Source organism: Streptomyces sp. NPDC058576 (assembly GCF_042718715.1).
In the GTDB taxonomy this organism is placed as follows: Bacteria; Actinomycetota; Actinomycetes; order Streptomycetales; family Streptomycetaceae; genus Streptomyces.
The window spans coordinates 195,212-215,573 of sequence record NZ_JBHXPF010000006.1 but is presented as its reverse complement, the minus strand read 5'-3'; the positions used below and the strand labels follow the sequence as shown (position 1 = coordinate 215,573).

18 protein-coding genes and 2 pseudogenes are annotated in these 20,362 nt (G+C 70.5%); 8 read left to right on the top strand and 12 right to left on the bottom strand.

The annotated features are described in order from the left end of the window. Positions 1-27 precede the first annotated feature (27 nt). Positions 28-696, bottom strand: coding sequence for a snapalysin (gene snpA / locus ACFWRV_RS07715; RefSeq protein WP_384329733.1), 669 nt, complete (start codon positions 694-696; stop codon positions 28-30). A gap of 935 nt (positions 697-1,631) precedes the next feature. Between snpA and ACFWRV_RS07710 the strand changes: the two genes are divergently transcribed. Both ACFWRV_RS07710 and ACFWRV_RS07705 read left to right on the top strand, forming a co-directional pair. Further along, on the top strand, positions 1,632-2,117 hold the full coding sequence (locus ACFWRV_RS07710) for a hypothetical protein (RefSeq protein ID WP_384329730.1): 486 nt from the start codon (positions 1,632-1,634) through the stop codon (positions 2,115-2,117). Between the two features lie 633 nt (positions 2,118-2,750). Continuing rightward, complete coding sequence (locus ACFWRV_RS07705) at positions 2,751-3,140, top strand: ester cyclase (RefSeq protein ID WP_384329727.1); 390 nt, start codon at positions 2,751-2,753, stop codon at positions 3,138-3,140. Between the two features lie 115 nt (positions 3,141-3,255). On the opposite strand, the gene ACFWRV_RS07700 is transcribed toward ACFWRV_RS07705, so the two are convergent. The 4 genes and pseudogenes from ACFWRV_RS07700 to ACFWRV_RS07685 all read right to left on the bottom strand — a co-directional run bounded on the left by ACFWRV_RS07700 (position 3,256) and on the right by ACFWRV_RS07685 (position 5,832). Next, entirely contained in the window at positions 3,256-3,423 is a 168-nt protein-coding gene (locus ACFWRV_RS07700; protein ID WP_384329724.1) for a hypothetical protein, read from the bottom strand. Continuing rightward, a complete protein-coding gene (locus tag ACFWRV_RS07695; protein WP_384329721.1) occupies positions 3,420-4,088 on the bottom strand; it encodes a hypothetical protein in 669 nt (222 codons plus the stop codon). Before ACFWRV_RS07695 ends, ACFWRV_RS07700 begins: the two co-directional genes overlap by 4 nt. A 650-nt stretch (positions 4,089-4,738) precedes the next feature. Further along, positions 4,739-5,104 carry a peptidase inhibitor family I36 protein gene (locus ACFWRV_RS07690; RefSeq protein WP_384329718.1) on the bottom strand — a complete coding sequence of 122 codons (366 nt, stop codon included), beginning with the start codon at positions 5,102-5,104 and terminating at the stop codon, positions 4,739-4,741. Between the two features lie 345 nt (positions 5,105-5,449). Beyond that, a pseudogene (locus tag ACFWRV_RS07685) lies at positions 5,450-5,832 on the bottom strand (ArsR/SmtB family transcription factor). Positions 5,833-5,966: 134 nt separating this feature from the next. On the opposite strand from ACFWRV_RS07685, the gene ACFWRV_RS07680 reads away from it, so the two are divergent. From ACFWRV_RS07680 to ACFWRV_RS07670, 3 genes and pseudogenes are all read left to right on the top strand, one after another. Further along, positions 5,967-6,332, top strand: a complete 366-nt coding sequence (locus tag ACFWRV_RS07680; RefSeq protein ID WP_384329715.1) for an SH3 domain-containing protein — start codon at positions 5,967-5,969, stop codon at positions 6,330-6,332. A 41-nt stretch (positions 6,333-6,373) separates the two neighbouring features. Then, on the top strand, positions 6,374-6,685 hold the full coding sequence (locus ACFWRV_RS07675) for a hypothetical protein (protein WP_384329712.1): 312 nt from the start codon (positions 6,374-6,376) through the stop codon (positions 6,683-6,685). A 190-nt stretch (positions 6,686-6,875) separates the two neighbouring features. Continuing rightward, positions 6,876-7,191, top strand: a pseudogene (locus tag ACFWRV_RS07670) (IS5/IS1182 family transposase); the annotation flags it as partial. Between the two features lie 41 nt (positions 7,192-7,232). Here the strand turns inward: ACFWRV_RS07670 and ACFWRV_RS07665 are convergent. The 6 genes from ACFWRV_RS07665 to ACFWRV_RS07640 form a co-directional block, all read right to left on the bottom strand. Beyond that, positions 7,233-7,637: a DUF6896 domain-containing protein gene (locus tag ACFWRV_RS07665; protein ID WP_384329709.1), complete on the bottom strand. Its 405-nt coding sequence runs from the start codon at positions 7,635-7,637 to the stop codon at positions 7,233-7,235. A 230-nt stretch (positions 7,638-7,867) separates the two neighbouring features. Further along, positions 7,868-9,391 carry an aldehyde dehydrogenase family protein gene (locus ACFWRV_RS07660; RefSeq protein ID WP_384329706.1) on the bottom strand — a complete coding sequence of 508 codons (1,524 nt, stop codon included), beginning with the start codon at positions 9,389-9,391 and terminating at the stop codon, positions 7,868-7,870. A gap of 424 nt (positions 9,392-9,815) precedes the next feature. Beyond that, the gene (locus tag ACFWRV_RS07655) at positions 9,816-11,075 is read right to left on the bottom strand and encodes a GAF domain-containing protein (RefSeq protein WP_384329703.1); all 1,260 of its coding nucleotides are present in this window, start codon (positions 11,073-11,075) and stop codon (positions 9,816-9,818) included. Between the two features lie 107 nt (positions 11,076-11,182). Further along, the gene (locus ACFWRV_RS07650; RefSeq protein WP_384329700.1) at positions 11,183-11,770 is read right to left on the bottom strand and encodes an N-acetylmuramoyl-L-alanine amidase; all 588 of its coding nucleotides are present in this window, start codon (positions 11,768-11,770) and stop codon (positions 11,183-11,185) included. A gap of 546 nt (positions 11,771-12,316) precedes the next feature. Then, positions 12,317-13,759, bottom strand: coding sequence for an SWF or SNF family helicase (locus tag ACFWRV_RS07645; protein ID WP_384329697.1), 1,443 nt, complete (start codon positions 13,757-13,759; stop codon positions 12,317-12,319). Then, entirely contained in the window at positions 13,756-16,737 is a 2,982-nt protein-coding gene (locus ACFWRV_RS07640) for a DEAD/DEAH box helicase (RefSeq protein WP_384329694.1), read from the bottom strand. The genes ACFWRV_RS07645 and ACFWRV_RS07640 overlap by 4 nt, the downstream gene beginning before the upstream one ends. 257 nt (positions 16,738-16,994) lie before the next feature. Here ACFWRV_RS07640 and ACFWRV_RS07635 point away from each other — a divergent pair, with 257 nt between their 5' ends. Together ACFWRV_RS07635 and ACFWRV_RS07630 are read left to right on the top strand one after the other, a co-directional pair. After that, positions 16,995-18,065, top strand: a complete 1,071-nt coding sequence (locus tag ACFWRV_RS07635) for a fatty acid desaturase family protein (protein WP_384329691.1) — start codon at positions 16,995-16,997, stop codon at positions 18,063-18,065. A 91-nt stretch (positions 18,066-18,156) separates the two neighbouring features. After that, positions 18,157-18,339, top strand: a complete 183-nt coding sequence (locus ACFWRV_RS07630; RefSeq protein ID WP_050362970.1) for a hypothetical protein — start codon at positions 18,157-18,159, stop codon at positions 18,337-18,339. Between the two features lie 9 nt (positions 18,340-18,348). Here ACFWRV_RS07630 and ACFWRV_RS07625 read toward each other — a convergent pair whose 3' ends face one another. Next, complete coding sequence (locus ACFWRV_RS07625; RefSeq protein ID WP_384329688.1) at positions 18,349-19,212, bottom strand: hypothetical protein; 864 nt, start codon at positions 19,210-19,212, stop codon at positions 18,349-18,351. Positions 19,213-19,416: 204 nt separating this feature from the next. Here ACFWRV_RS07625 and ACFWRV_RS07620 point away from each other — a divergent pair, with 204 nt between their 5' ends. Continuing rightward, positions 19,417-20,322, top strand: coding sequence for an oxygenase MpaB family protein (locus ACFWRV_RS07620; protein ID WP_384329685.1), 906 nt, complete (start codon positions 19,417-19,419; stop codon positions 20,320-20,322). Positions 20,323-20,362: the final 40 nt, after the last annotated feature.

Below are 20,362 nucleotides of genomic sequence, written 5' to 3'. Positions count from 1 at the left end.
GGCCCTCCACTCATGCAGGTGAAGCGGTCAGCTCCCGGAGTTGGAGGCGGCACGGGCCAGTGCGGCCGCGAAACCGTTCTGCCAGAGCTGGTTCACCCGCGCTCGCTCGTTGGCGTCCGGCTGGGCGTTGGTGCAGGACGGGCCGGGGCCGCCGCCCGACATCAGCTGGCTGCACGGTCCGGAGTAGTTGTCCGGCAGGCCGAGCACATGTCCGGTCTCGTGCGTGGTGACGCGGGTCGAGTTGTACTGCTGGTTCTGCCGGTAGTCCAGGAAGATGAAGCCACGGCCGTGTCCGTTGGTCGAGGCGTACGATCCGCGCGGATCGTTTCCTTCGCGGTACGTGAAGTCGGCCCTGGAGCCCTCCTGAAGCCGGACGTTGGAGACCGAGCTGTTCCAGATCCGGGTGCTGTTGGCTATCTGGGTGCGGAAGCTCGGGGCGGAAGCCGCGCTGTACGTGACCGTGACAGCCTGGGTTCCGGGGTTGGCGGCCCGCTTCTCGGCGACCGACTTCATGACCGCGTCGAAGAAGGCCCGGTTCGCGGCGGCGTTCTCGCCCGATCCGTTGTAGGCGGCAATGCCGGCCGGGGTGGAGGTGGCAGGGGCAGGAGCGGCGGAGACCGCGGGAGCCGCACCCAGCGCGGCGATGAAGCCGAGGCCGGCGATGGCGGAGGCGATGGCGGTCGGGACGTGTCTCATGGGGGATTTCTCCTACTGTCCGATGAAGCCGTGCCCTGGGGTTTGTCCGCTGAGCGGACGGGGCGCGGGACGGTACGGGGAGAGTGTGGGGGAGCGGATACCTGCTGGGGATGATGCCAACTCGTGATTGCACCGGCCTATCCCACGGAGTCCTTGCCGGCGAGCTCGACCGGGGTGTCCCCGCAGCCACCGCCCACCGCTTCCGCGGATCCCGGAAGCTTTCACCGTCGCTGGGAGAGAAGGCGCCCTGGGCTGGGCGACGGCTGCCGTGACGGGCGCGTCACCTTCGCCCCCCCCCGGGGGCACGGACGCACGGTCGCGGGCTGTCTCGCGCTGGCTTCGCCGGCCCGTCCTGGGCGTCCCCGCTCTGCTCCGCGGACGTCTGCCCAGCGCGCACAGTGCCATGACTGATACCGAAACAACTGCTTCTTGAATAAGCATTGTTCGCTTACGTGGGCGAGGGGAAAGCGGTCAGGACGCGATGGAGGCGTAAGGGGACGGCTCTACCTTCGAGGCCCGCGTCATCGAGACCGGCATCCAGTCCTTCTGTCGGCAGCACCGCCCCCAGAAGGCAGACGTTCGCTCACGTTGCGTAATGCTGGGGGGCGGCTTCGCTTGAGGGCGGACCGGTTCTTGGCACTCCGTCCGGGATGGGCGCGTCAGTCCTGGGGCGGGGACCGACACGCAATCAAAAGCGTGAACAGGGCTGAACAGGTCGCCCGGATGGACCAATGGTCCGTCAACTTCCCTTGGAAAAAGCCTTCTTCGGTCAAAAGAGCTGCTGGAAAAACCCCGCGATTCCTTCCGGGTGTACGGCCAGGCGGCCCATTCTTCACACTTTCCCCTCGGCTCAAGTATCGCTTAAGCAGCTTTTAGGTAAGTTCGTTCTCGGATCGACCGCCCGGTCGTCCGCTCTCGAATCAGGAAGACGTGAGATGAAGAATCGTTCACTCGCCGTGACCGCCGCCGTCGTCGGCGCAGCGGCTCTCACCGCGACCGGTATCAACTACGCGGTTGCCTCCGACACGACCGCCCCGGCCGCGAAGAAGGCCCCTGCCGCAGCCGCTCCGGCCGCCGCTCCCGCCACCGCCCCCCTCGGCGGCGGCGGCAAGTACGACGACGACTACGACCACGAGGGCCGGATCCACATCAACGAGCGCTCCTACTCCGCGGATTCGGACGGCTGCGTGATCGCCGTCAGCGGTCTGGGCGCCAAGAGCTTCAACATTCGCAACGACACGAAGAAGAGCGTCGAGCTCTTCCGTGGGGCCACCTGTGACAACGGGGCGCCCATCGCGACGGTCGGTCCGCACAGCACCAGCACCGGGGTGAAGCCGCACTACGTCGACGGCGGCCTGTACGTCGACAACGGCGTCGTCGGCAGCTTCCGTGTGGTCAAGAACCACCACGGCAAGTGGTAGTCATACCTCGGCAACGCCGCCGAGACCCCGGCCCGTCGGAATCGGGCCGGGGTATCCGGTGCAGGCGTGCGCCTGGCCGCCGGCCATTCAGAGGTGGCGTCGACTGAACGGGCCACCCGCAGCCGGTGCGGTATTTCCCATACTCTACTATCCGTTCGCCACATATCAGGTGTATTGGCGCAATAAATCTGGTATCAGCCGTTGATCGCAACGGGGCCCAGGTGTCCCGTTCCCTGAGTCCGAGAGCGTGTTTGACCCGTTCTCACATCGCTCCGTGCACGTGGCGAGGTTCATAATCCTCACCACGTTGGTGTGGTTTCTGGGTGATGCGGGCGGGTCGCGAGGGCGTTCATCGCGATGGAGAGCGGGCCGGACGGTGACCGCGAGCAGCGTCAGGAGTTCATCCGCCGGCAGTCCGCGACGTCGCCACCTGCGATCCGGGTGATACCGGAAGCAACCCTTCTGGGGATGCGCTCCACAGTCTGACCAGCGCTGCGTGCCGGTCGCCCATCAGGCCGCCCACGAATGGCGCGGGTCTCCCTCACCGACCAACCTGACGGGGCAGACCCCTCGTGTTCGACGGCACCTGTGTGCCGTGCGGCCGGCGCGCCTCGTCGCGAAAATGGAGCAGACATGTCCACGCTGGAGCAGAACAAGAACGTCGTCGTCGACTACTACCGGACGGCGTTCGGCGGAGACCCTCAGAGGGCAGTCGCCGACCACTTCGGCCCCGTCTACGTCCAGCACAACCCCGACGCCCAGGACGGCCCCGAAGCCTTCATCGGTTTCGTCACCTGGCTCCGCGGCGAGTACCCGAATCTGCGGCTGGACATCAAGCGCGTCATCGCCGAAGGCGACATGGTCGTCACCCACTCCCACCTCGACCTCGACCCCGGCAACCCCGAGAACCCCGGCCGGGCGCTCGCCGACTACTTCCGCCTGGAGAACGGCAAGGTCGTCGAACACTGGGACGTCATCCAGGACGTCCCCACCACGGCCGCCAACCACAACGGCATGTTCTGAGCGCCACCCCCCACGAACAGCACCGGCACACAGCACCGTCGTCCCCCCGCCGACGTGGTCCGATGCCAGTACTTGAAGGATGAGTGCTACGGCGAGGGCGGAGATGTCAACGTCATCACCGTCGCCGCCGGCGACCGCTGACGCGGATGGGTTGGGCCTTCGCGTCATGGGCGATGCCGGCGATGAGGCCGGCCACGTCGGTGCCGTGCCAGGTGGAGTCGCGTACCAAGTCCGCCGACAATTTCGATCCGCGCACCACCAGGCTCGTGAAGGGGACGCTCATCCGGAAATCGCGTCCGACTCCTCGACGCCCTCGGCGGTCGGAACAGTGACTTTGACCGCCAGCCCAAGGTCGGTGAGAGTCAGAGTCGTGGTCGAGGACACGGAGCCCGGGATCTCCAGAGACAGGCGTATCTGCACGGCACGCTTCCGCTTGTCGACCCACACATCGGCGGTGGCGGGAATCTCGCCGCCCATCATGTCCCGGAGCTGGTCCGACTTCCCGCGTGCCTCCTTGGCCATGTTGAAAACGAGTGCCTTGTAGCTGAGCGGAGCGCTGTAGCGGGTGGTCGCGGTGCCCGCCACCGTCTCCGTGCCGAACCGGTCGTACCCGGAGCTCATGGAGGCCTGCTGCAGAATGTGGGCGGCGTCGTTCCCGGGAGACCGGAGCACGTGCTGAACCTTGGCATCGGCGCGATCGGTGTAGGACCAGGGCATGGTCTCCGTGCCGGTGCCGCCGCGGATGTAGATCCGATCGTTGGTGAGGACCTGTTCGAACTCGGCGACGTCTCCCACCTTGGCGGTGACGTTCCCCGAATTGCGGGCGAAGTCGTGTGCGCCCTTGGCCGTGATCGTGTACATGGGTTCGCCCGGGGTGGTCCCCATCTCGGTCTTCATCACCGTACGGGCGCTGCTCCCACGGGTCTCCTGGACGGCTGCCCGAACCATCTGCGTGTAGTTGGCGCGCGGAGAGGCAGCGGCGGCCGTGCCGCTCGCGGCAGGCTGTGCCCTGCTCTCCGAAGTCTGCTGAGCGCACCCGCTGCTCAGTGCCGCGGCGCACACCAGGGCCACACTCAGAACTCGACGTCTCACAGCTGTTGCCTCACATCATCCGCACAGGACATGCGCCCGATGCGGCATGCTCCCCCCTGATGCGAGCAGCCTATGAGGCCGACCTGCGCGCCTTCGCACCGGGGCCTCCACGGGCATGTCTTCCGGATCACCAGCACGACCTCGGATCCTGTACGTGCTCCGGCGAGTGCCGGTCCTCTCTCCCGCCCAGGCCGTTCCGGACCAGGAAGCCGGGGTCCGCGTCCCGCCGGCGGCAGGCGCGGTTCCGGCACAGCGCCACGATGATGTGTCCCCGCGGTTGCCTTTGCGAGGACGCGCTCTGCTCCCTCTGTTCGTCTGCCTGCTGCCCGCGCATATCAAAGCTGATCGCCTGTTCGCTGTCGGATGCGGCGACGCCGACGGTGCCGGGCATGGGACTGCCCTGGTTGACGGCCGGGATCAGGGGGGAACAACAGTGGCCGGAGGAGTTCCCTCCCTCCGGCCACGGTTGTCTCAGCTCTGCCTATGTGCGCAGGGATCGCCTCCCCTCAGCACCGGGCGTCGACCGCGTCGATCTTCGTCCCGAAGCCCTGGTCGTAGCGGGTGGCGTAGTGGCCGCTCTTGACCGTGCGGCAGAGCTTCTGGCCACCACTCCAGTCGATGAACCCGCCGTCGCGGTTCGCGATGAAGGAGTAGGAGTGATCGCGCCAGGCCGCGGGGAGGTCCTTGTAGCCGCTTGTCCAGGTGTACTTGACGCCGGTGTAGTTGACGCCCGTCCACAGGCAGATCGCGTTGGACGCGCACTCGTCCATCACACGCGGGGGCGCCGCGTGCGCGGCCTGTGTGGTGGACGCCGCGGCGAGTGCCATGACGCAGGCCACGAGCGCGGAGCGCAGGGGGTTGGTCGACTTCATTTCGGTCTCCTCGGTTGTTCCGGGAAGGGAGTGGCGGCTGCCGAGGAAACCGTCGCGCACGCCGTCCTCATGGTGTCCCCGTCTCGTCATCATCGACCGATCCGGTCTTGCGGACGCTGTGTGATCGCTGTGCCCCGCTAGTCTTGCGGCCGAGTTCGTCGTACTCGTAGAGAAGAACCTTGTTCTCGGAGTCGTCAATTGAGTCCATCAGGTCGAGCTCGGTGTAGCCGGTGGTCGATCGCGCGGGCGGAGTCGATGGCCGGCTTATGCGAATCGCTGGAGCTCGCGCACTTCGGTGGCACGTGCTCCAGCTGTCGACCTGGCGTCTCAAGGTGGGCGCTTGTGTCAGCGGCCGGTGGCGGCGTGTTCGCGGGCCGAGGTGTCGTGCAGTTCGAGGCGCAGGTGCTCGACGTGGTAGAGGGCCCGGTCGAGGAGTTCGGCGACGTGGTTGTCGCAGAGGAAGTAGACGATGCTGCGGCCTTGGCGTTCTCCGGTCACCAGGCCGAGGTTGCGCACCAGGCGGAGCTGGTGGGAGCAGGTCGAGTTCTCCATGCCGACGGCTTCAGCGAGGTCGCCCACTGAGCAGGTGCCTTCCTGGAGGCGGGCGATGATGTAGAGCCGGGACGGGGTGGCCAGGGCCTGAGGGTGGCGGCGACGTCGGCGGTGCCGGCCGCGTCGAGGCGCTCGCGGGTGCTGGCGCCGGTGGTGGTGTCGCGTTGAAGGCGCAGCGGTTCATCCAGGGCGGGGTTTAAGCCCTTGCTTAAAGCGTTGTCGGCGCGGCAGGCGTCGGCCCATCATTCCGGTGACCGGGCACCGCGGGCCCGTTTCGGACCACGCCCCGCCGATCTGGGAGAAGCAGACCATGATGCCCCTCACCGCACGGCTCCTACCGCTCACCGCAGCGGCCGCCCTGTTGAGTCCGCTGGCACTGACCAGTCCCGCGACAGCCGCCCCGGCGCACTACGCGTGCGGCAGCACCCCGCCTGACCTGGATCCCGTCCAGGGGACCGGCAAGGCGAACGGCGTCAACATGCGCACCGGCTCCAGCACCTCGTGCTCCAGCCGGGGGCTCGCGCACCTCAGCCACACCATCAACTACCACTGCTGGACCCTAGGCCAGGACGGATCCACCTGGACCTACGCGCGCAATCTGTCCACCGGCTACGCCGGCTGGATGCGCGACGACCTGCTCCAGGACAACGGCAGCAGCATCCACTGCCCTCGCTGAGTGAAGAACGCTCCGTCGGGAGCAGGAAGAAATGAGGGCAGATGAAGAAGACTGCGATCTTGATGAGTGCGGTGGTGCTCGCGGGCGGTCTGGTGTGCGCCTCGGGCGGCACAGCGCAGGCAGCTCCTGGTAACTGCACGACCTGGACATCGGGCAACAACCAGCGTTTCGCCCACGGTCACTGCGCCACCGGCACCGGCGAGTACCGGGTGAAGGGCCGGTGCGACCACCGGTGGAGCCCCGACCCGTACCTGACCACAGCGTGGGTGCGCGTCGGCCAGACCACCACCGGCGACTGCCGGGACCTCGGAGTCGACCACAGGGCACACAGCCTGAGGCTCGAATTCCGCTGAGGGCCTTTTCGCAAGGTGAGCCGGGCTGTCGTCCAGCTCAGAATTCGAACGGGAGAGGTAGGTGCCCCGCCCTGGCTGAACGTCAGGGCCGGGCATCGCCTTACTTCAACCGAAGCCAGGCCACGAACATGGTCCCGATGCGGACGCAAGTGACCGCGCAGGCGTGTTCGCCGTTGATGAACTCCTCCTTCGACTGCGGGACTGGACCGAGGCCGGCGTCTGGCCGCGCCTGCACGCCGCCCTGTTGACCGAGCTTCGTCGCGCCAGCCTGCTGGACCTGGACGACCGCTCTGTGGACGGATCGCACGTCCGGGCGCTTAAGGGGGGATCACGTCGGACCTTTGCCCGTCGATCGGGCCCGCTCTGGCTCGAAGCACCACCTGATCGTCGACCGTCACGGAACCCCGCTCGCCGTCACGCTCACCGGCGGCAACCGGCTGTGGAAGCGCGGCATCAATCCGATGTTCGCCCGACGCGGCGTCGCTCACGGCTCCGGACTGGGCAAGGTGCATATGCCTGCGCCGCCGGCGAGCTCATCCTGAAGCGATCAGCTGGCGACGCTGAACCACCCCGGTCGCACCTCGGTCAGAAGCGGTTGCAGGGACCGCACGGCGGTCCGCAGGTCTTGATCAGTGACGTCAAGAGGCTCGGACAGGCTCAGCCCGTACTGACGGAGCCGCCAGAGGTCGAAGATTTCGCTCCCGTCGGGTGCGAAGTCGACGTCGATCACCGTGCCGTTGTCGCCGATGAAGCGGCACCCGGCCCCATGAACCGTGTAGGAGTGGGTGCCGACCTGCCCACTCCGGTTGATGATCCGGTGCGAACGGACCAAGCCGAGGACGTCTGCGAGTCGCTCAAGCGAGGGGATCGCCGCCCTCATGGCCTCATCAACCGCGTTCAGAGCGTCGACGTAACCAAGCACGAGCCCCCGTGCATCCCCAACCCGTTCCATACGGCGTCATCCCCCTGCGCCCGTGGCTGAAGAGGATTGTTCCATGGGCCACAAGCGTCTCCGCAGGGCGCTGGCATTTCGTTGTGACTGGTCCGGAGGAGCTGGTCAGGAGCGGGATACCGGCGGGAGGAACCGGGAGTTACCACGTATACCGTGCTCAGCTCCGAGCGAGCCCAGCGGAAGGCGCCTGATGGGTCAAAGCCCCAGGTCAGGCGCCTTTCTTCGTGCTCCTAGAAGAACCCGAGCTTCTGTGCCGAGTACGACACCAGAAGGTTCTTGGTCTGCTGGTAGTGCTCCAGCATCATCTTGTGGTTCTCCCTGCCGATGCCCGACTGCTTGTAGCCGCCGAACGCGGCGTGGGCCGGGTAGGCGTGGTAGCAGTTCGTCCAGACCCTGCCCGCCTTGATACCGCGCCCCGCCCGGTAGGCCGTGTTGACGTCGCGCGTCCAGACTCCGGCCCCGAGCCCGTACAGGGTGTCGTTCGCCGTGCGGATGGCGTCCTCGAAGTCGGTGAACGACGTCACGGCCACGACCGGGCCGAAGATCTCCTCCTGGAAGACCCGCATCCGGTTGTCGCCCTCGAAGACCGTCGGCTGGACGTAGTAGCCGCCCTCCAGCTCGCCTCCGTGCTCGATGCGCTGACCGCCGGTCAGGATCTTCGCGCCCTCCTGCTGCCCGATGTCCAGGTACGAAAGGATCTTCTGCAGCTGGTCGTTGGAGGCCTGGGCGCCGATCATCGTGTCGGTGTCCAGCGGGTGACCCGGAACGATCTGTTCCGTGCGGGCGACGGCCGCCTCCAGGAACGCGCCGTAGTGGCCGCGCTGAATGAGGGCGCGTGACGGACACGTGCACACCTCGCCCTGGTTGAGGGCGAACATCGTGAAGCCCTCCAGGGCCTTGTCGAGGAAGTCGTCGTCGGCGCGCGACACGTCGTCGAAGAAGATGTTCGGCGACTTGCCGCCCAGCTCCAACGTCACCGGCTTGATGTTCTCGGAGGCGTACTGCATGATCAGCCGCCCCGTCGTGGTCTCACCGGTGAAGGCGATCTTCGCGACCCGCGGGCTGGAAGCGAGGGGCTTGCCGGCCTCCGCTCCGAAGCCGTTGACGATGTTGACGACGCCCGGCGGGAGCAGATCCGCCACCAGGCCGAGCCAGTAATGGATCGAGGCGGGCGTCTGCTCGGCCGGCTTGAGGACCACCGCATTGCCCGCGGCGAGCGCCGGGGCGAGCTTCCAGGTGGCCATCAGGATGGGGAAGTTCCACGGGATGATCTGCCCGACCACGCCCAGCGGTTCGTGGAAGTGGTACGCGACGGTGTCGTCGTCGATCTCGCTGAGCGAACCCTCCTGGGCGCGCAGGGCCCCCGCGAAGTAGCGGAAGTGATCGATGGCGAGTGGGATGTCGGCCGCCAGCGTCTCCCGCACGGGCTTGCCGTTCTCCCAGCTCTCGGCGACGGCCAGCTCCTCCAGGTGAGCTTCCATCCGGTCGGCGATCCTGTTCAGCACCGACGCCCGGTCTCCGGCGGACGTCGTGCCCCAGCCGGGCGCCGCCGCGTGGGCGGCGTCCAGGGCCAGTTCGATGTCCTCGGAGGTGCCGCGCGCGATCTCGGTGAACGGCCGGCCGTTGACGGGGCTCGGGTTCTCGAAGTACTGCCCCCGGGCCGGCGGGACGTACGCGCCGCCGATCCAGTGGTCGTAGCGGGACGCGTACGTGACGATCGCGCCCTCGGTGCCCGGCGCAGCGTAACGGGTCATCTCTGTGGCCTCCCGGATCCGGTGCCGCCCGCCGTTGGACGGCCCTCGGCGCGAGGTTAGGTACGGGGACGTTGCAAGGGCGTTGCAGCGGCGTCGCGTCGCGGGGGAGGGGAGCCCGGGGAGCCGCCCTGGCCGGGCGCCGCTCTACGGGCCCTGACCGCGATCCCTGGCCTCGGCCCTCTGGCCTTGGCCCGCGCGCCTTGGCCCCTGGCCCCCGGCCCGCGCCTTGGCCCCCGGCCCCGGCCCGCGCCCTGGCCCCCTGCCCTGGCCCCGGCCCCCGGCCCTGGCCCCCAGCCCCGGCCGGGGCCCTGGCTCCCAGCCCCGGCCCCGGCCTCGGCCCTCCGGCCCTCCGGCCCTGACACCGGGCCCTCGCCTCCTGGCCGGCGAATGCCCCACCACACGAGCCACCCGGCCGACCATCCCCCTACCCGCGCTGCTCGGCGTCGAGCCCCCGGACCCGGGCCTGCAACGCCGCCCGCTGGTCCGCCGGGGCCGCCCCGGCCAGCGCGCGCCACACCGGCAGGTCCTCCTCGCCCCACGGGCTGTAGGCCCAGTCGGCCAGCAACCCCGGATCGCCCCGGGCGATCAGCGCGGCCCGCAACTGCTCCTCGATCCGCCGCCGCAGGCGTACCACCGCCGGGGCACCGGAACCCGGCAGCAGCGGGCCCGTGTACGCGTCCAGCGCCGCCGCCACCGCGCCCGAACCCAGCCGGCGCGTCACCGTGTCGAAATCGGCGTCCACGGGGAGAGCCAGCCGATACGGGCGCGAGTCCAGCAGGTCGGGCCCCAGCAGCCGTCGGAGCCGGGAGAGTTCGGCCCGCAGCGTCACCGGGGTCACCGACTCGTCCTCGTACAGCTCGACCAACAGCTCGTCTCCGCTCAGGCCCTCCGGCCGCCGGGCCAGGGCGACGAGGATCTCGCTGTGCCGCCGGCTGAGGCGTAGCCGCCGCCCCCGCGCCACCACCAGCGCCTCGTCCCGGCCCAGCGCGCTCAGCCGCACCGACTCGACGTCGGACGCGGGAGACGGTGTCAGCAGCGCGAGCTGCGACTCGGCGGCCCGGGCCACCGCCTGGACGAAGGCCAGACTGTGCGGATGGGCGAGCCGGTCGCCGCCCGTGATGTCCACGGCTCCCAGCACCCGGCCCGTACGGGGATCGTGCAACGGCGCCGCCGCGCAGGTCCACTGCTGGACCGGGCGCAGGAAGTGCTCGGCCGCGAAGACCTGGACCGGGCGGTCCACCGCGATGGCCGTTCCCGGTGCGTTCGTCCCCGCCACGGACTCGGCCCAACGGGCGCCCTCCACGAAGTTCATCAGACCGGCCCGCCGCCGCGCGGCCTTGTGGCCCTCGACCCACAGGAGGCGGCCGTGGGCGTCGCAGACGGCCAGCAGGTGTTCCCCGTCCGTCGCGTACGCGCCCATCAGCTCGCGGATCACGGGCATCGCACGGGCCAGGGGATGCGCCGCCCGGTAGGGCCCCAGCTCGTCCGGGCCGAGCTCCACGACGGGGGCGTCGTCCGGGCTCACCCGCGCCCGCGCCGAGCGCCGCCAGGACGCGCCGACCACCGCGCGGACCGGCCGCTCCAGCCGCCCTGCCGAGGTGAACACGTCGTGGGCGCGGCGCAGCGCGCCGCTCCGTTCGCCGGGATCGGTGTCCGCCGCCAGGGCCACCCAGGGATCCGTCAACTCACCCTCCCGTCCAGGGCCGTCGTGCTCTCCCATCGTCGTCGCCGTCGGCCTCCGCGACAACCTCGGTGCGGAGAGTCATCACCACGGGTGGTGGGGGAGGGCGCTCAGGTGGCGTCGCCGACGAGCCGGAGGTAGCGCTCCCAGTCCCAGTGGACGCCCGGGTCGGTGTGGTCGCTGCCCGGTACCTCGTGGTGGCCGACGATGTGCTCCCGGTCCTTGGGGATGCCGTGACGGTCGCAGATGTCCGCGGTGAGCCTGGCGGACCGCAGGTACATGACGTCCGTGAAGAACTCCGGGCGGTCCACCCACCCTTCGTGCTCGATGCCGATGCTGCGGGTGTTCCAGCTCCAGTTGCCCGCGTGCCAGGCGATGTCCCTCTCGCGTACGCACTGGGCGACATGGCCGTCGCCGGAGCGCACGACGTAGTGGGCCGACACCTGCTGGGAGGGATTGCGGAAGATGCCCGCGGTCGGCGTGAACAACTGTTGGGCGACGTGGATGACGACACGGTCGATCCGGCGCTCGGAAGGGCGCGAGGGGACGGTGTAGTTGGCGGGGGCGGCCGGAGCCCAGAGAGCTGTCGCGTAGTCGGTGGGCCCCTTCGGCGCCGCCACGGCGCGAACCGACGACGGCAGGACCGCCGCCGCAGCCATCGACGCGGCGGCGCACTGGATGATTCTCCTACGGTGCAACAGCACTCCTGGGGCCGTGGCCGGGGCCGGGCCCCTGGGCGGGTATGTGGGTGCGACACGGAGCTGAGGCGGTGAGTCCCCCGGGCTTGCGGATCACCCCCGTCGATGCGGATGACGATCCCGCCGGAGATCCGGTTCCCCGCAGCCGCGCTCCGGACGCGCGTGCCGATCCCGCACATCCGCAAGCGACCGCTTCCCGCAGAATGACGGACTCGCCAGGTCCCTTCGCCTCCTGGCCCGGGTACCGCCCCAGCCCTGGCCCAGGACCCGCTCCCTCGGCCGATTCAGAACGACGGACTCACCAGGTCCTTCCGCCTCCTGGCCCGGGTACCGCCCCAGCCCTGGCCCAGGACCCGCTCCCTCGGCCGATTCAGAACGACGGACTCGCCAGGTCCCTCCGCCTCCTGAGCCCGGGCACCGCCCCAGCCCCTTGCCCAGCGCCCGCTCCCTCGGCCGATTCAGAACGACGGACTCGCCAGGTCCCTTCGCCTCCTGAGCCCGGGCACCGCCCCAGCCCCTTGCCCAGGACCCGCTGCCACCGCCGATTCAGACCGCCGCGTTCGTCATGTCCGACACGTCCACCGCCCGGTCGTCGGCCCCGGCCAGCGCCCCCGCCGGGTCGTCGTCGGCCGGTCCGGCGGGCACCCACCGTCCGCGCTCCTTGCGGTAGGGCCACCACCGCCCGTTCCGGTCGAGCCGGAGCTGGAGGTCGGCGCCCGCCACCGTCCAGCGGGCCCGCCCGCTTGCCCGAAGTGCCGGCCGCTCGTCCGCCTCCCACGCCTCGCCGAGCCGGGCGCGGGCCCGCGCCAGCTGTTCCGGATCCGGCGTCCACTCCTCGTCGAGCACGGCGAGTGCCGCGACCCCGCCGTACCGCCAGGCGCGGACCGCCGCGTCCAGATCCCCGGGCGGGCGGCCGGACCCCGTGGCCAGCGCGGCCCCGATCCGCGCCTCCGGCCGGGCGTCCGCGGCCAGCCGCACCGCGTCCTGCTGCGGGGTCAGCTCCACCGGGAGCGGCTGCCCTTCGTGCCCCGGGAGCAGGGCGTCCAGCAGCATCCGGTGGGCCCGTACCGCACTGTCGGCCGCCAGCACCTCCAGCGCCGCCGGGTCGATCCCGGGCGCGGGCGCGGTGTCCGTGTCCAACGACGGCCCGATCCCGGGGGCGCCGGGGGCCGACGGGGCAGCGGGGAGCGGCGGCAGGATCCCGGCCGCCGCGAACGCTTCCCCGGCCGGGACACCGCGAGCCTCCCGCTCCGGCCCGTCGGCCGGCTCCCACGCACTCCCGTCACCGTCACCGACGCCGCCGCGGACCGCACGGGCGGCGCTGCGCACCTGGAGCTCGTCCAGCAGCGCCCGCTCGTCGCGCCCCCGCATCAGCAGCAGGACGAACGGGTCCTCGTCCAGCAAGCGCGCCACCTGATAGCAGAGAGCACCCGAGTGCGGGCAGTGGTCCCAGGTCCCGCAGGTGCACTCCGGCTCCAGATCGCCGATGCCGGGCAGCAGCTCGACCCCGGCGCCCGCCGCGTCCTCGACCAGGTGCGGCGGCATCTCCCGGTCCAGCAGCGCCGCGATGTGCCCCGCCCGGTCCACGGCCATGTCCAGGAACCGGTCCCAGGCGCCCGCCCCGAGCTGTTGCAGCAGGACATCGCTGCGGTAGGCCGTCCCGTCCCGGTCCCGCACCACGGCCGTGATCCGCCCCGGCCGTACGGAGACCGCCCCGACCCTGCCCTCCCGGGCCAGCCGCCGCCCCTGCTTGAGCTGTTGGCCGTCGAGCGCCGTGTCCTCCAGCGCCTTGAGCCACGCCCGGCCCCACCAGGACGTGGCGAAACCCCGGCCCTGCGCCGGGGGGAACGCCGCGAACGTACGCTCCGGTCCGCGCCGCCCGTCCCCCGAGGCCCCACCGTCGTCGCCCCCGTCCGAGGCGTCCGCGTCGCCCGCCCCGTATCCGTGGTCGTCCTTGTCATCGAAGTCGAAGTCGTAGTCGTCGCTCATCGTGCGCCCCCTCGCAGCTCGACCAGGTCGGCCAGTTCCGCATCGGTCAGTTCGGTCAGTGCCGCCTCGCCGGAGCCGAGCACCGCGTCCGCGAGGCCCTGCTTGCGAGCGAGCATCTCGGCGATCCGGTCCTCGATCGTGCCCTCGGCGATCAGCCGGTGCACCTGCACCGGCTGCGTCTGGCCGATCCGGTACGCCCGGTCCGTCGCCTGCGCCTCGACCGCCGGATTCCACCAGCGGTCGAAGTGGACGACATGACCGGCGCGGGTGAGGTTGAGCCCGGTACCCGCCGCCTTGAGGGACAGCAGGAAAACCGGCGCCTCGCCCGTCTGGAAGCGGGCCACCATCTCCTCGCGCCGGGCCACCGGCGTACCCCCGTGCAGGAACTGCGTGGGGACCCCGCGCGCGGCCAGGTGTTCCTCCAACAGCCGGGCCATCCGCACGTACTGCGTGAAGACCAGCACCGAACCCCGCTCGGCCAGGATCGTGTCGAGGAGCTCGTCCAGCAGCTCGACCTTCCCCGACCGGTCCGCGATCCGCGGCTGCTCCTCCTTGAGGTACTGAGCCGGGTGATTGCAGATCTGCTTCAGGGCGGTCAGCAGCTTCATCACGAGCCCCCGCCGCTCGAAGCCGTCTGCGGCGGAGATCTCCGCCAGGGTCTCGCGGACCACCGCCTCGTACAGGCCGGTCTGCTCCGGCGTCAGCGACACGGCCCGGTCGGTCTCGGTCTTCGGCGGCAGCTCGGGCGCGATCCCCGGGTCGGACTTGCGCCGGCGCAGCAGGAACGGCCGCACCAGTGCGGCGAGTCGCTCCGCGGCGCCCGGATCGTTGCCGCCCTCGACCGCGGCGGCGTACCGCGTACGGAAGGTGCCGAGCCGGCCGAGCAGACCGGGCGTCGTCCAGTCCAGGATCGCCCACAGCTCGGAGAGGTTGTTCTCCACGGGGGTGCCGGTGAGCGCGACGCGGGCCCGGGCGCCGATCGTCCGCAACTGCTTGGCCGTCGCCGAGTGCGGGTTCTTCACGTGCTGCGCCTCGTCGATGACGACCATGCCCCAGGTGACGGCGGCGAGCCGGGGCGCGTCGAGGCGCATCGTGCCGTACGTCGTCAGCACGAACTCCCCCTCCACCAGGCCTTCCAGGGAACGCGACGCGCCGTGGAAGCGGCGGACGGGGGTGCCCGGCGCGAACCGCTCGATCTCCCGCTGCCAGTTGCCCATCAACGACGTCGGGCACACCACCAGGGTGGGGCCCGCCGCGTCCCGGTCGCTCTGCCGGTGAAGGTGCAGGGCGATGAGCGTGATCGTCTTGCCGAGGCCCATGTCGTCGGCGAGGCAGGCCCCGAGGCCGAGCGAGGTCATGGTGTTCAGCCAGTTCAGACCGCGCACCTGGTAGTCGCGCAGGGTCGCGGTGAGCGCCTCGGGCTGCCCGATCGACTGCTGGGCGGCGGACTCCGGATCGGCCAGCCGGTCCCGCAACCGCTGGAGCCAGCCGGTCGCCGCCACCTCGACGCGACGGCCGTCCACCTCCGTGGAACCGGTCAGCACCGCGCCGAGAGCGTCGATCGGAGTGACCTTGCGGTCCTGGGTCTCCCGGGCCCGGCGCGCCTCCTCGGGGTCGATGAGCACCCACTGGTCGCGCAGTCGCACGATGGGCCTGCTGGATTCGGCGAGTTGCTCCAACTCCTCGCGGGTCAGCTTCTGGTCGCCCAGAGCGAACCGCCAGTCGAACGACAACAGGGCGTCGGCCGAGAGGAACGAGGGCGCGTCCGCAGCGTTACGCCCCCGTGGCCCGGCCCCGTGCCCGTCTCCCTCCCGGTCCGCGGCGTCCCCGTCGTCCGGGCCGATCACGGCGCGCGCGGTGAGCTTCCTGGCCAGTTCTCTGGGCCAGTGCACCTGCACGCCGGCGGCGGCCAGGGCACGCGAGGCGGACCCCAGCAGCTCCGCGATCTCCTCGTCGGCCGGTTCCACCGCGTCCGGCACCGCGGCGGAGAGCAACGGCGCCAGCGGGGGCCAGGCGCGGGCGGCCCGCCGAAGGGTGAGGAGGGCATCCATCCGGGCCCGCGGCCCGAACGCGGCGGCGGTCCGCGAGCCGCCCGCCCACACCTCGGCCGCATCGGCGACCAGGGAGGGGTCGCCGACACTGTGGATCTGCAGCACGGCACGGAACGATGGCGCGGCCACGTCCGCACCGGGCCCCGGCCTTTCCTTCCGCGTCCCGGATCCCGGCCCCTCCGCCCACGGGATGGCTTCGCTGTCTGCTCCCGTGCCGCTCGGCCGCGGGTCCACGCCCGTGACCTCGATACGCAACGAAAGCCGTACGCCCGCGTCGTGACCTGCCGCCACATCGGCCGCCCAGGACCGCCCCTCGGGCAGGTGCTGGGGCTGCTGGGCGGTGAACGCGGGGCCGGCGGCGACGAACCCGGCAGCAGGGGTGCGCGGCATCGCGTCGGCCACCGCATCGAGGAACGCACGCAGCAGGCGCTCCGGTTCGGGCAGCGACGGCTCCCCGTCCCTCCCGTCCGGAACGGGAGTCGCGTGCGCGGTCGGCGGCATCGACGCCGCCAGCTCCCGGATCCGCTCGAGGTCCTCGGTGCTCAACGGTCCGATCCGCCAGGCGTCGTGGTCGGTCGTGCTCAGCCCCGGCAGCAGCAGACCGCGGGCGACGAGCTGGAGAGCGAGGAGCGCGGCGGCGCCCCAGAAGGCGGTGGCGGGCGAGGCGTGCGCGGCGGCGCGGGCCCGGGTCAGCACCGGCAGAGCGTCCCGCGCGGGGAGGAAGAGCGCCGGCACCGTACGGGGCCGCAGGTCGGCTCCGACCACGGTCAGCTCCGACACGGTCCCGGGAGTGTCGCAGGGGGTGCTACCGTCCGGACTCCAGAACGCGACCCTGCCGGTACGTGCCGGATCCGCGGGGACGAAGACCGCGGAGCAGCGGGACAGTTCGGCGATCTCGGAGGGCGTTGCCGCAGGGTGCCTGTGCACAGCGATGTCTGATTCCTCAAATTTGACTAGCGGGCGGAGTCGCCGAGGGTACTCCTCTTCGATCGACGACAGGCCGTACCACCATGTGGCGTGCATCACCCTTTCGTCGGCTTGGCCGTCGATGGTGCAGCCAGCCCCACCATCGGACACGGGGGTCTGCCCCAGGGGAATCAGGGTGGTGGCGCCATGGCTCCCACCGGTCCCCGGTCCGTACGTTCGATGAGGTCAGCGCATAGGTTCCAGAGACCGGAGATGTCATGCCCCAGGCGACAGCCACTGTTGCGGATCCCGCCGACGAAGGCAGTCCGGACCGCCCGGCCGACGCCCCCCGGGCAACGGCCGGCAGCGACTTCGCGCCGCTGCTGCGGATGGTGAAGGACCAGGGCCTGCTGGAGCGCCGTACGGACCGGTACGCGCTCGGGATCACCGCCAACCTGGCGGCCCTGGGCGCGGTGATCACCGGCTTCGTCCTGTTGGGCGACACCTGGTGGAGCCTGTTCCTCGCCTTGCCGCTGGCGGTCCTGTGGACCCGAACGGCCTTCGTCGCCCATGACGCGGGTCATGCGCAGATATCCGGCGACCGCGGGACGAGCAGGCTGATCGGTCTCGTACACGCCAATCTGCTCCTCGGCATGAACGAGGCGTGGTGGAACGACAAGCACGTACGCCACCACGCCAACCCCAACCACATCGACAAGGACCCCGATGTCGGTGTCGGCGCCCTCGTCTGGACCCAGAAGCAGGCGGCGCAGCGGGAGGGATTCGCCCGCTGGCTCACCAGGAACCAGGCTCGGCTGTTCTTCCCGATGCTGTTGCTCGAAGGCATCGCGCTGAAGATCTACGGATTCCAGTTCCTGCGCCGTCAGCCCTTCCGCGAGCGGGCCGTCTCGGCGCTGCTGCTGACCGCGCACGTCGCCCTCTACGCGACACTGCTGCTCAGCACGCTGTCCCCGGGCAAGGCGATCGTCTTCGCCCTGGTGCTGCACGCGCTGTTCGGCCTCCACCTGGGCCTGGCCTTCGCCCCGAACCACAAGGGGATGGAGATGCCCGACGCCGACGGCGAGCGCTGGGGCCACCTCCAGCGGCAGGTCCTGACCTCGCGCAACGTACGCGGCGCCGTCCTGACCGACTGGTTCCTCGGCGGGCTCAACTACCAGATCGAACACCACCTCTTCCCGAGCATGCCCCGCCCCAACCTGCGTCTGGCCCAGCCCCTGGTCAGGTCGCACTGCGCCCGCATCGGCATGCCGTACGCGGAGACCGGACTGATCGAGTCCTACCGGCAGGCGCTGTCGCACATGCACGACGTCGGTGCGCCGCTGCGGTAGGGCGGCCACCGGGGAACACAAGGGGAACGTAAGGGCGCGCGGACGCGTTCACACAACAGGAGCGGCGCCGGCCGCGAAGGAGGCGTGGACCATGTCAAATGGTGCGAAGGTCGCTATCGGGGGAGTTCTCGCGGCAGCCATCCTGTGGCCCCTGATCGGATTCTGGTGGGCACTGCTGATCGTGATCGGGGTTCCCGTGGCGGGCTATCTGCTGCTGGACCCCTCCCAGCGGCGCAGGCTCCGCAGGATCAACCGCAAGGAAATCGGACGCTGAACGAGGACGTCACAGGCCCTGGGCGGCCAGCCCGTCCAGGGCCGTGAGCAGGTCGGGCAGTGCGTCTCCACGGCCGATGGGAATGACCGTGCCCGGCTCCTCGTCCAGCAGGAACAAGGCGATGTCATCGGTCCGGGCCACCATCGACCACCCGGGGCCGTCGACGCGCAAGGTGCGTGCGTCGGCCGAGGCGTACGAGGAACGGATCCTCCCAGGTGGCGGCGGAGCCTTCGTGTAGGCGGTCGCCTCCGAAAGGGCCCGGCGTACACCGGGGTGCCGGGGGGATCGGGAGGGGGCGTTCTCCGGCTCACTCCCGGCGTCACTCCCCGGCTTTCCGTCGGAGCCCGACGGCCGCGGGAACTGCGTGTCGTCGATCTGCTCGCGCCAGGCCGACCACTGCGCTGCGATCTCGTCCGCGCCGAGCCGTCGCTGCGCCGGACCCCAGGCCTCCGCGTCCGGAGGGGTGAGCGGTGCGGGGCCCTCCCCGTCCGTATCCGGATCGTGCGGATCCGGTACGCCGGGCGCCGAGACGGCCAGGTCCATCGGCCAGCCCGGCAGGGCGCACACCATGGAGCGCTCGTCGGGGGAGAGGTCGTGCTCCATGCCGCAGTCCCACGCGGCGATGGCGACGGCCACCTGGGAGGCGTCCTCGACGACCACCGTCCACCGGGCTCCCTCGCCGTCCTGCCCGAGGATGAGCCCGTAGCCCTCCTCGTACGGTTCGAGCGCGAGCGCACCGCACGCGGCCACGTAATCGTCCCCCAGTACTCCGGGGAACCGCGCGGGCGTCAGCAACATCGCGGTCAGCACCAGCAGCGCGTCGTCGGCGACCGCATCATCCGCACCGCCCACGGTGTCCTCCCCATCGCTCATCGCCCGCCCGCCCATCGCTCGGTCCTGCGTCCCTCGGTCCGTCGGCGCACCCTAACTACTCGGTAACCCCCTCGTCGAGGCCCTGACGAGCACCGACCAGCCGGAGCCGCGCCGACCGCGTCGGAGTGAGGGGAAGGCCGAAGGGCAGGGCGCGCGGAGGCCTCCGCGTAAAGTTGGATGTCCGGCCGAACGAGGGGGTCCAGCATGGCGAAGCGCTACGATCGGCTGAAAGAAATTCAGCGACTGGACCCCGAGCGGGACTTCCTGGAGATCTACCGCCTCTCCGTCACCTACGAGTTCCCCTGGGACATCACCCGCGCCCTCGAACTGGCCCTTTACCGCACCTATGCCGTGCCCGGAATCGGCCGACTCCTCGACGAGACAGCGGAGTTGACGGAGCGCTCGCAGAAGCGCTACGACGACACCGCCCTGCTGCTCGACACGGTGGTGGAGCACGGCTTCGACACCGACGAAGGCCGCACGGCCGTCCGCCGGATCAACCAGATGCACCGCAGCTACGACATCAGCAACGACGACATGCGCTACGTCCTGTGTACGTTCGTCGTCACCCCGAAGCGCTGGCTGGACAGTTTCGGCTGGCGACGCCTCTGCTGCCACGAGCTGGCCGCCTTCGCCGCCTACTACCGCACGCTCGGCGCGCGGATGGGAATCAAGGGGCTCCCGGGGACCTACGAGGACTTCGAGCGCACCCTCGACACCTACGAGCGCGAGCATTTCGGCTGGGACGAAGGAGCCCGCCGGGTCTCCGACGCCACCTTGGCGCTGATGGGGTCCTGGTATCCGGCACCCCTCGCCCCGGTAGTGCGCGGCGCCAGCCTCGCGCTCCTGGACGATTCGTTGCTCAGGGCGTTCCGCTACCGCCGTCCGGGGCCGGTGGCTCGCGGGCTGACCAGGGGGGCGCTCCGGCTCCGGGCCCGTACGTTACGGCTCCTGCCACCCCGGCGGGCACCCCACTACGCGCGCCAGAATCCCGAGATCAAGGGATATCCGGACGGGTACAGGATCGCGGGGCTCGGCACGTTTCCCACGCCGGGCGTGCGTGGCTGCCCGGTTCCCGGCCGCCGGCCGTCGCAGACGCCCGCCGAGTGACGCGACCGCCCCGGCCGGTACGCCGCGGGGCCGGACGACC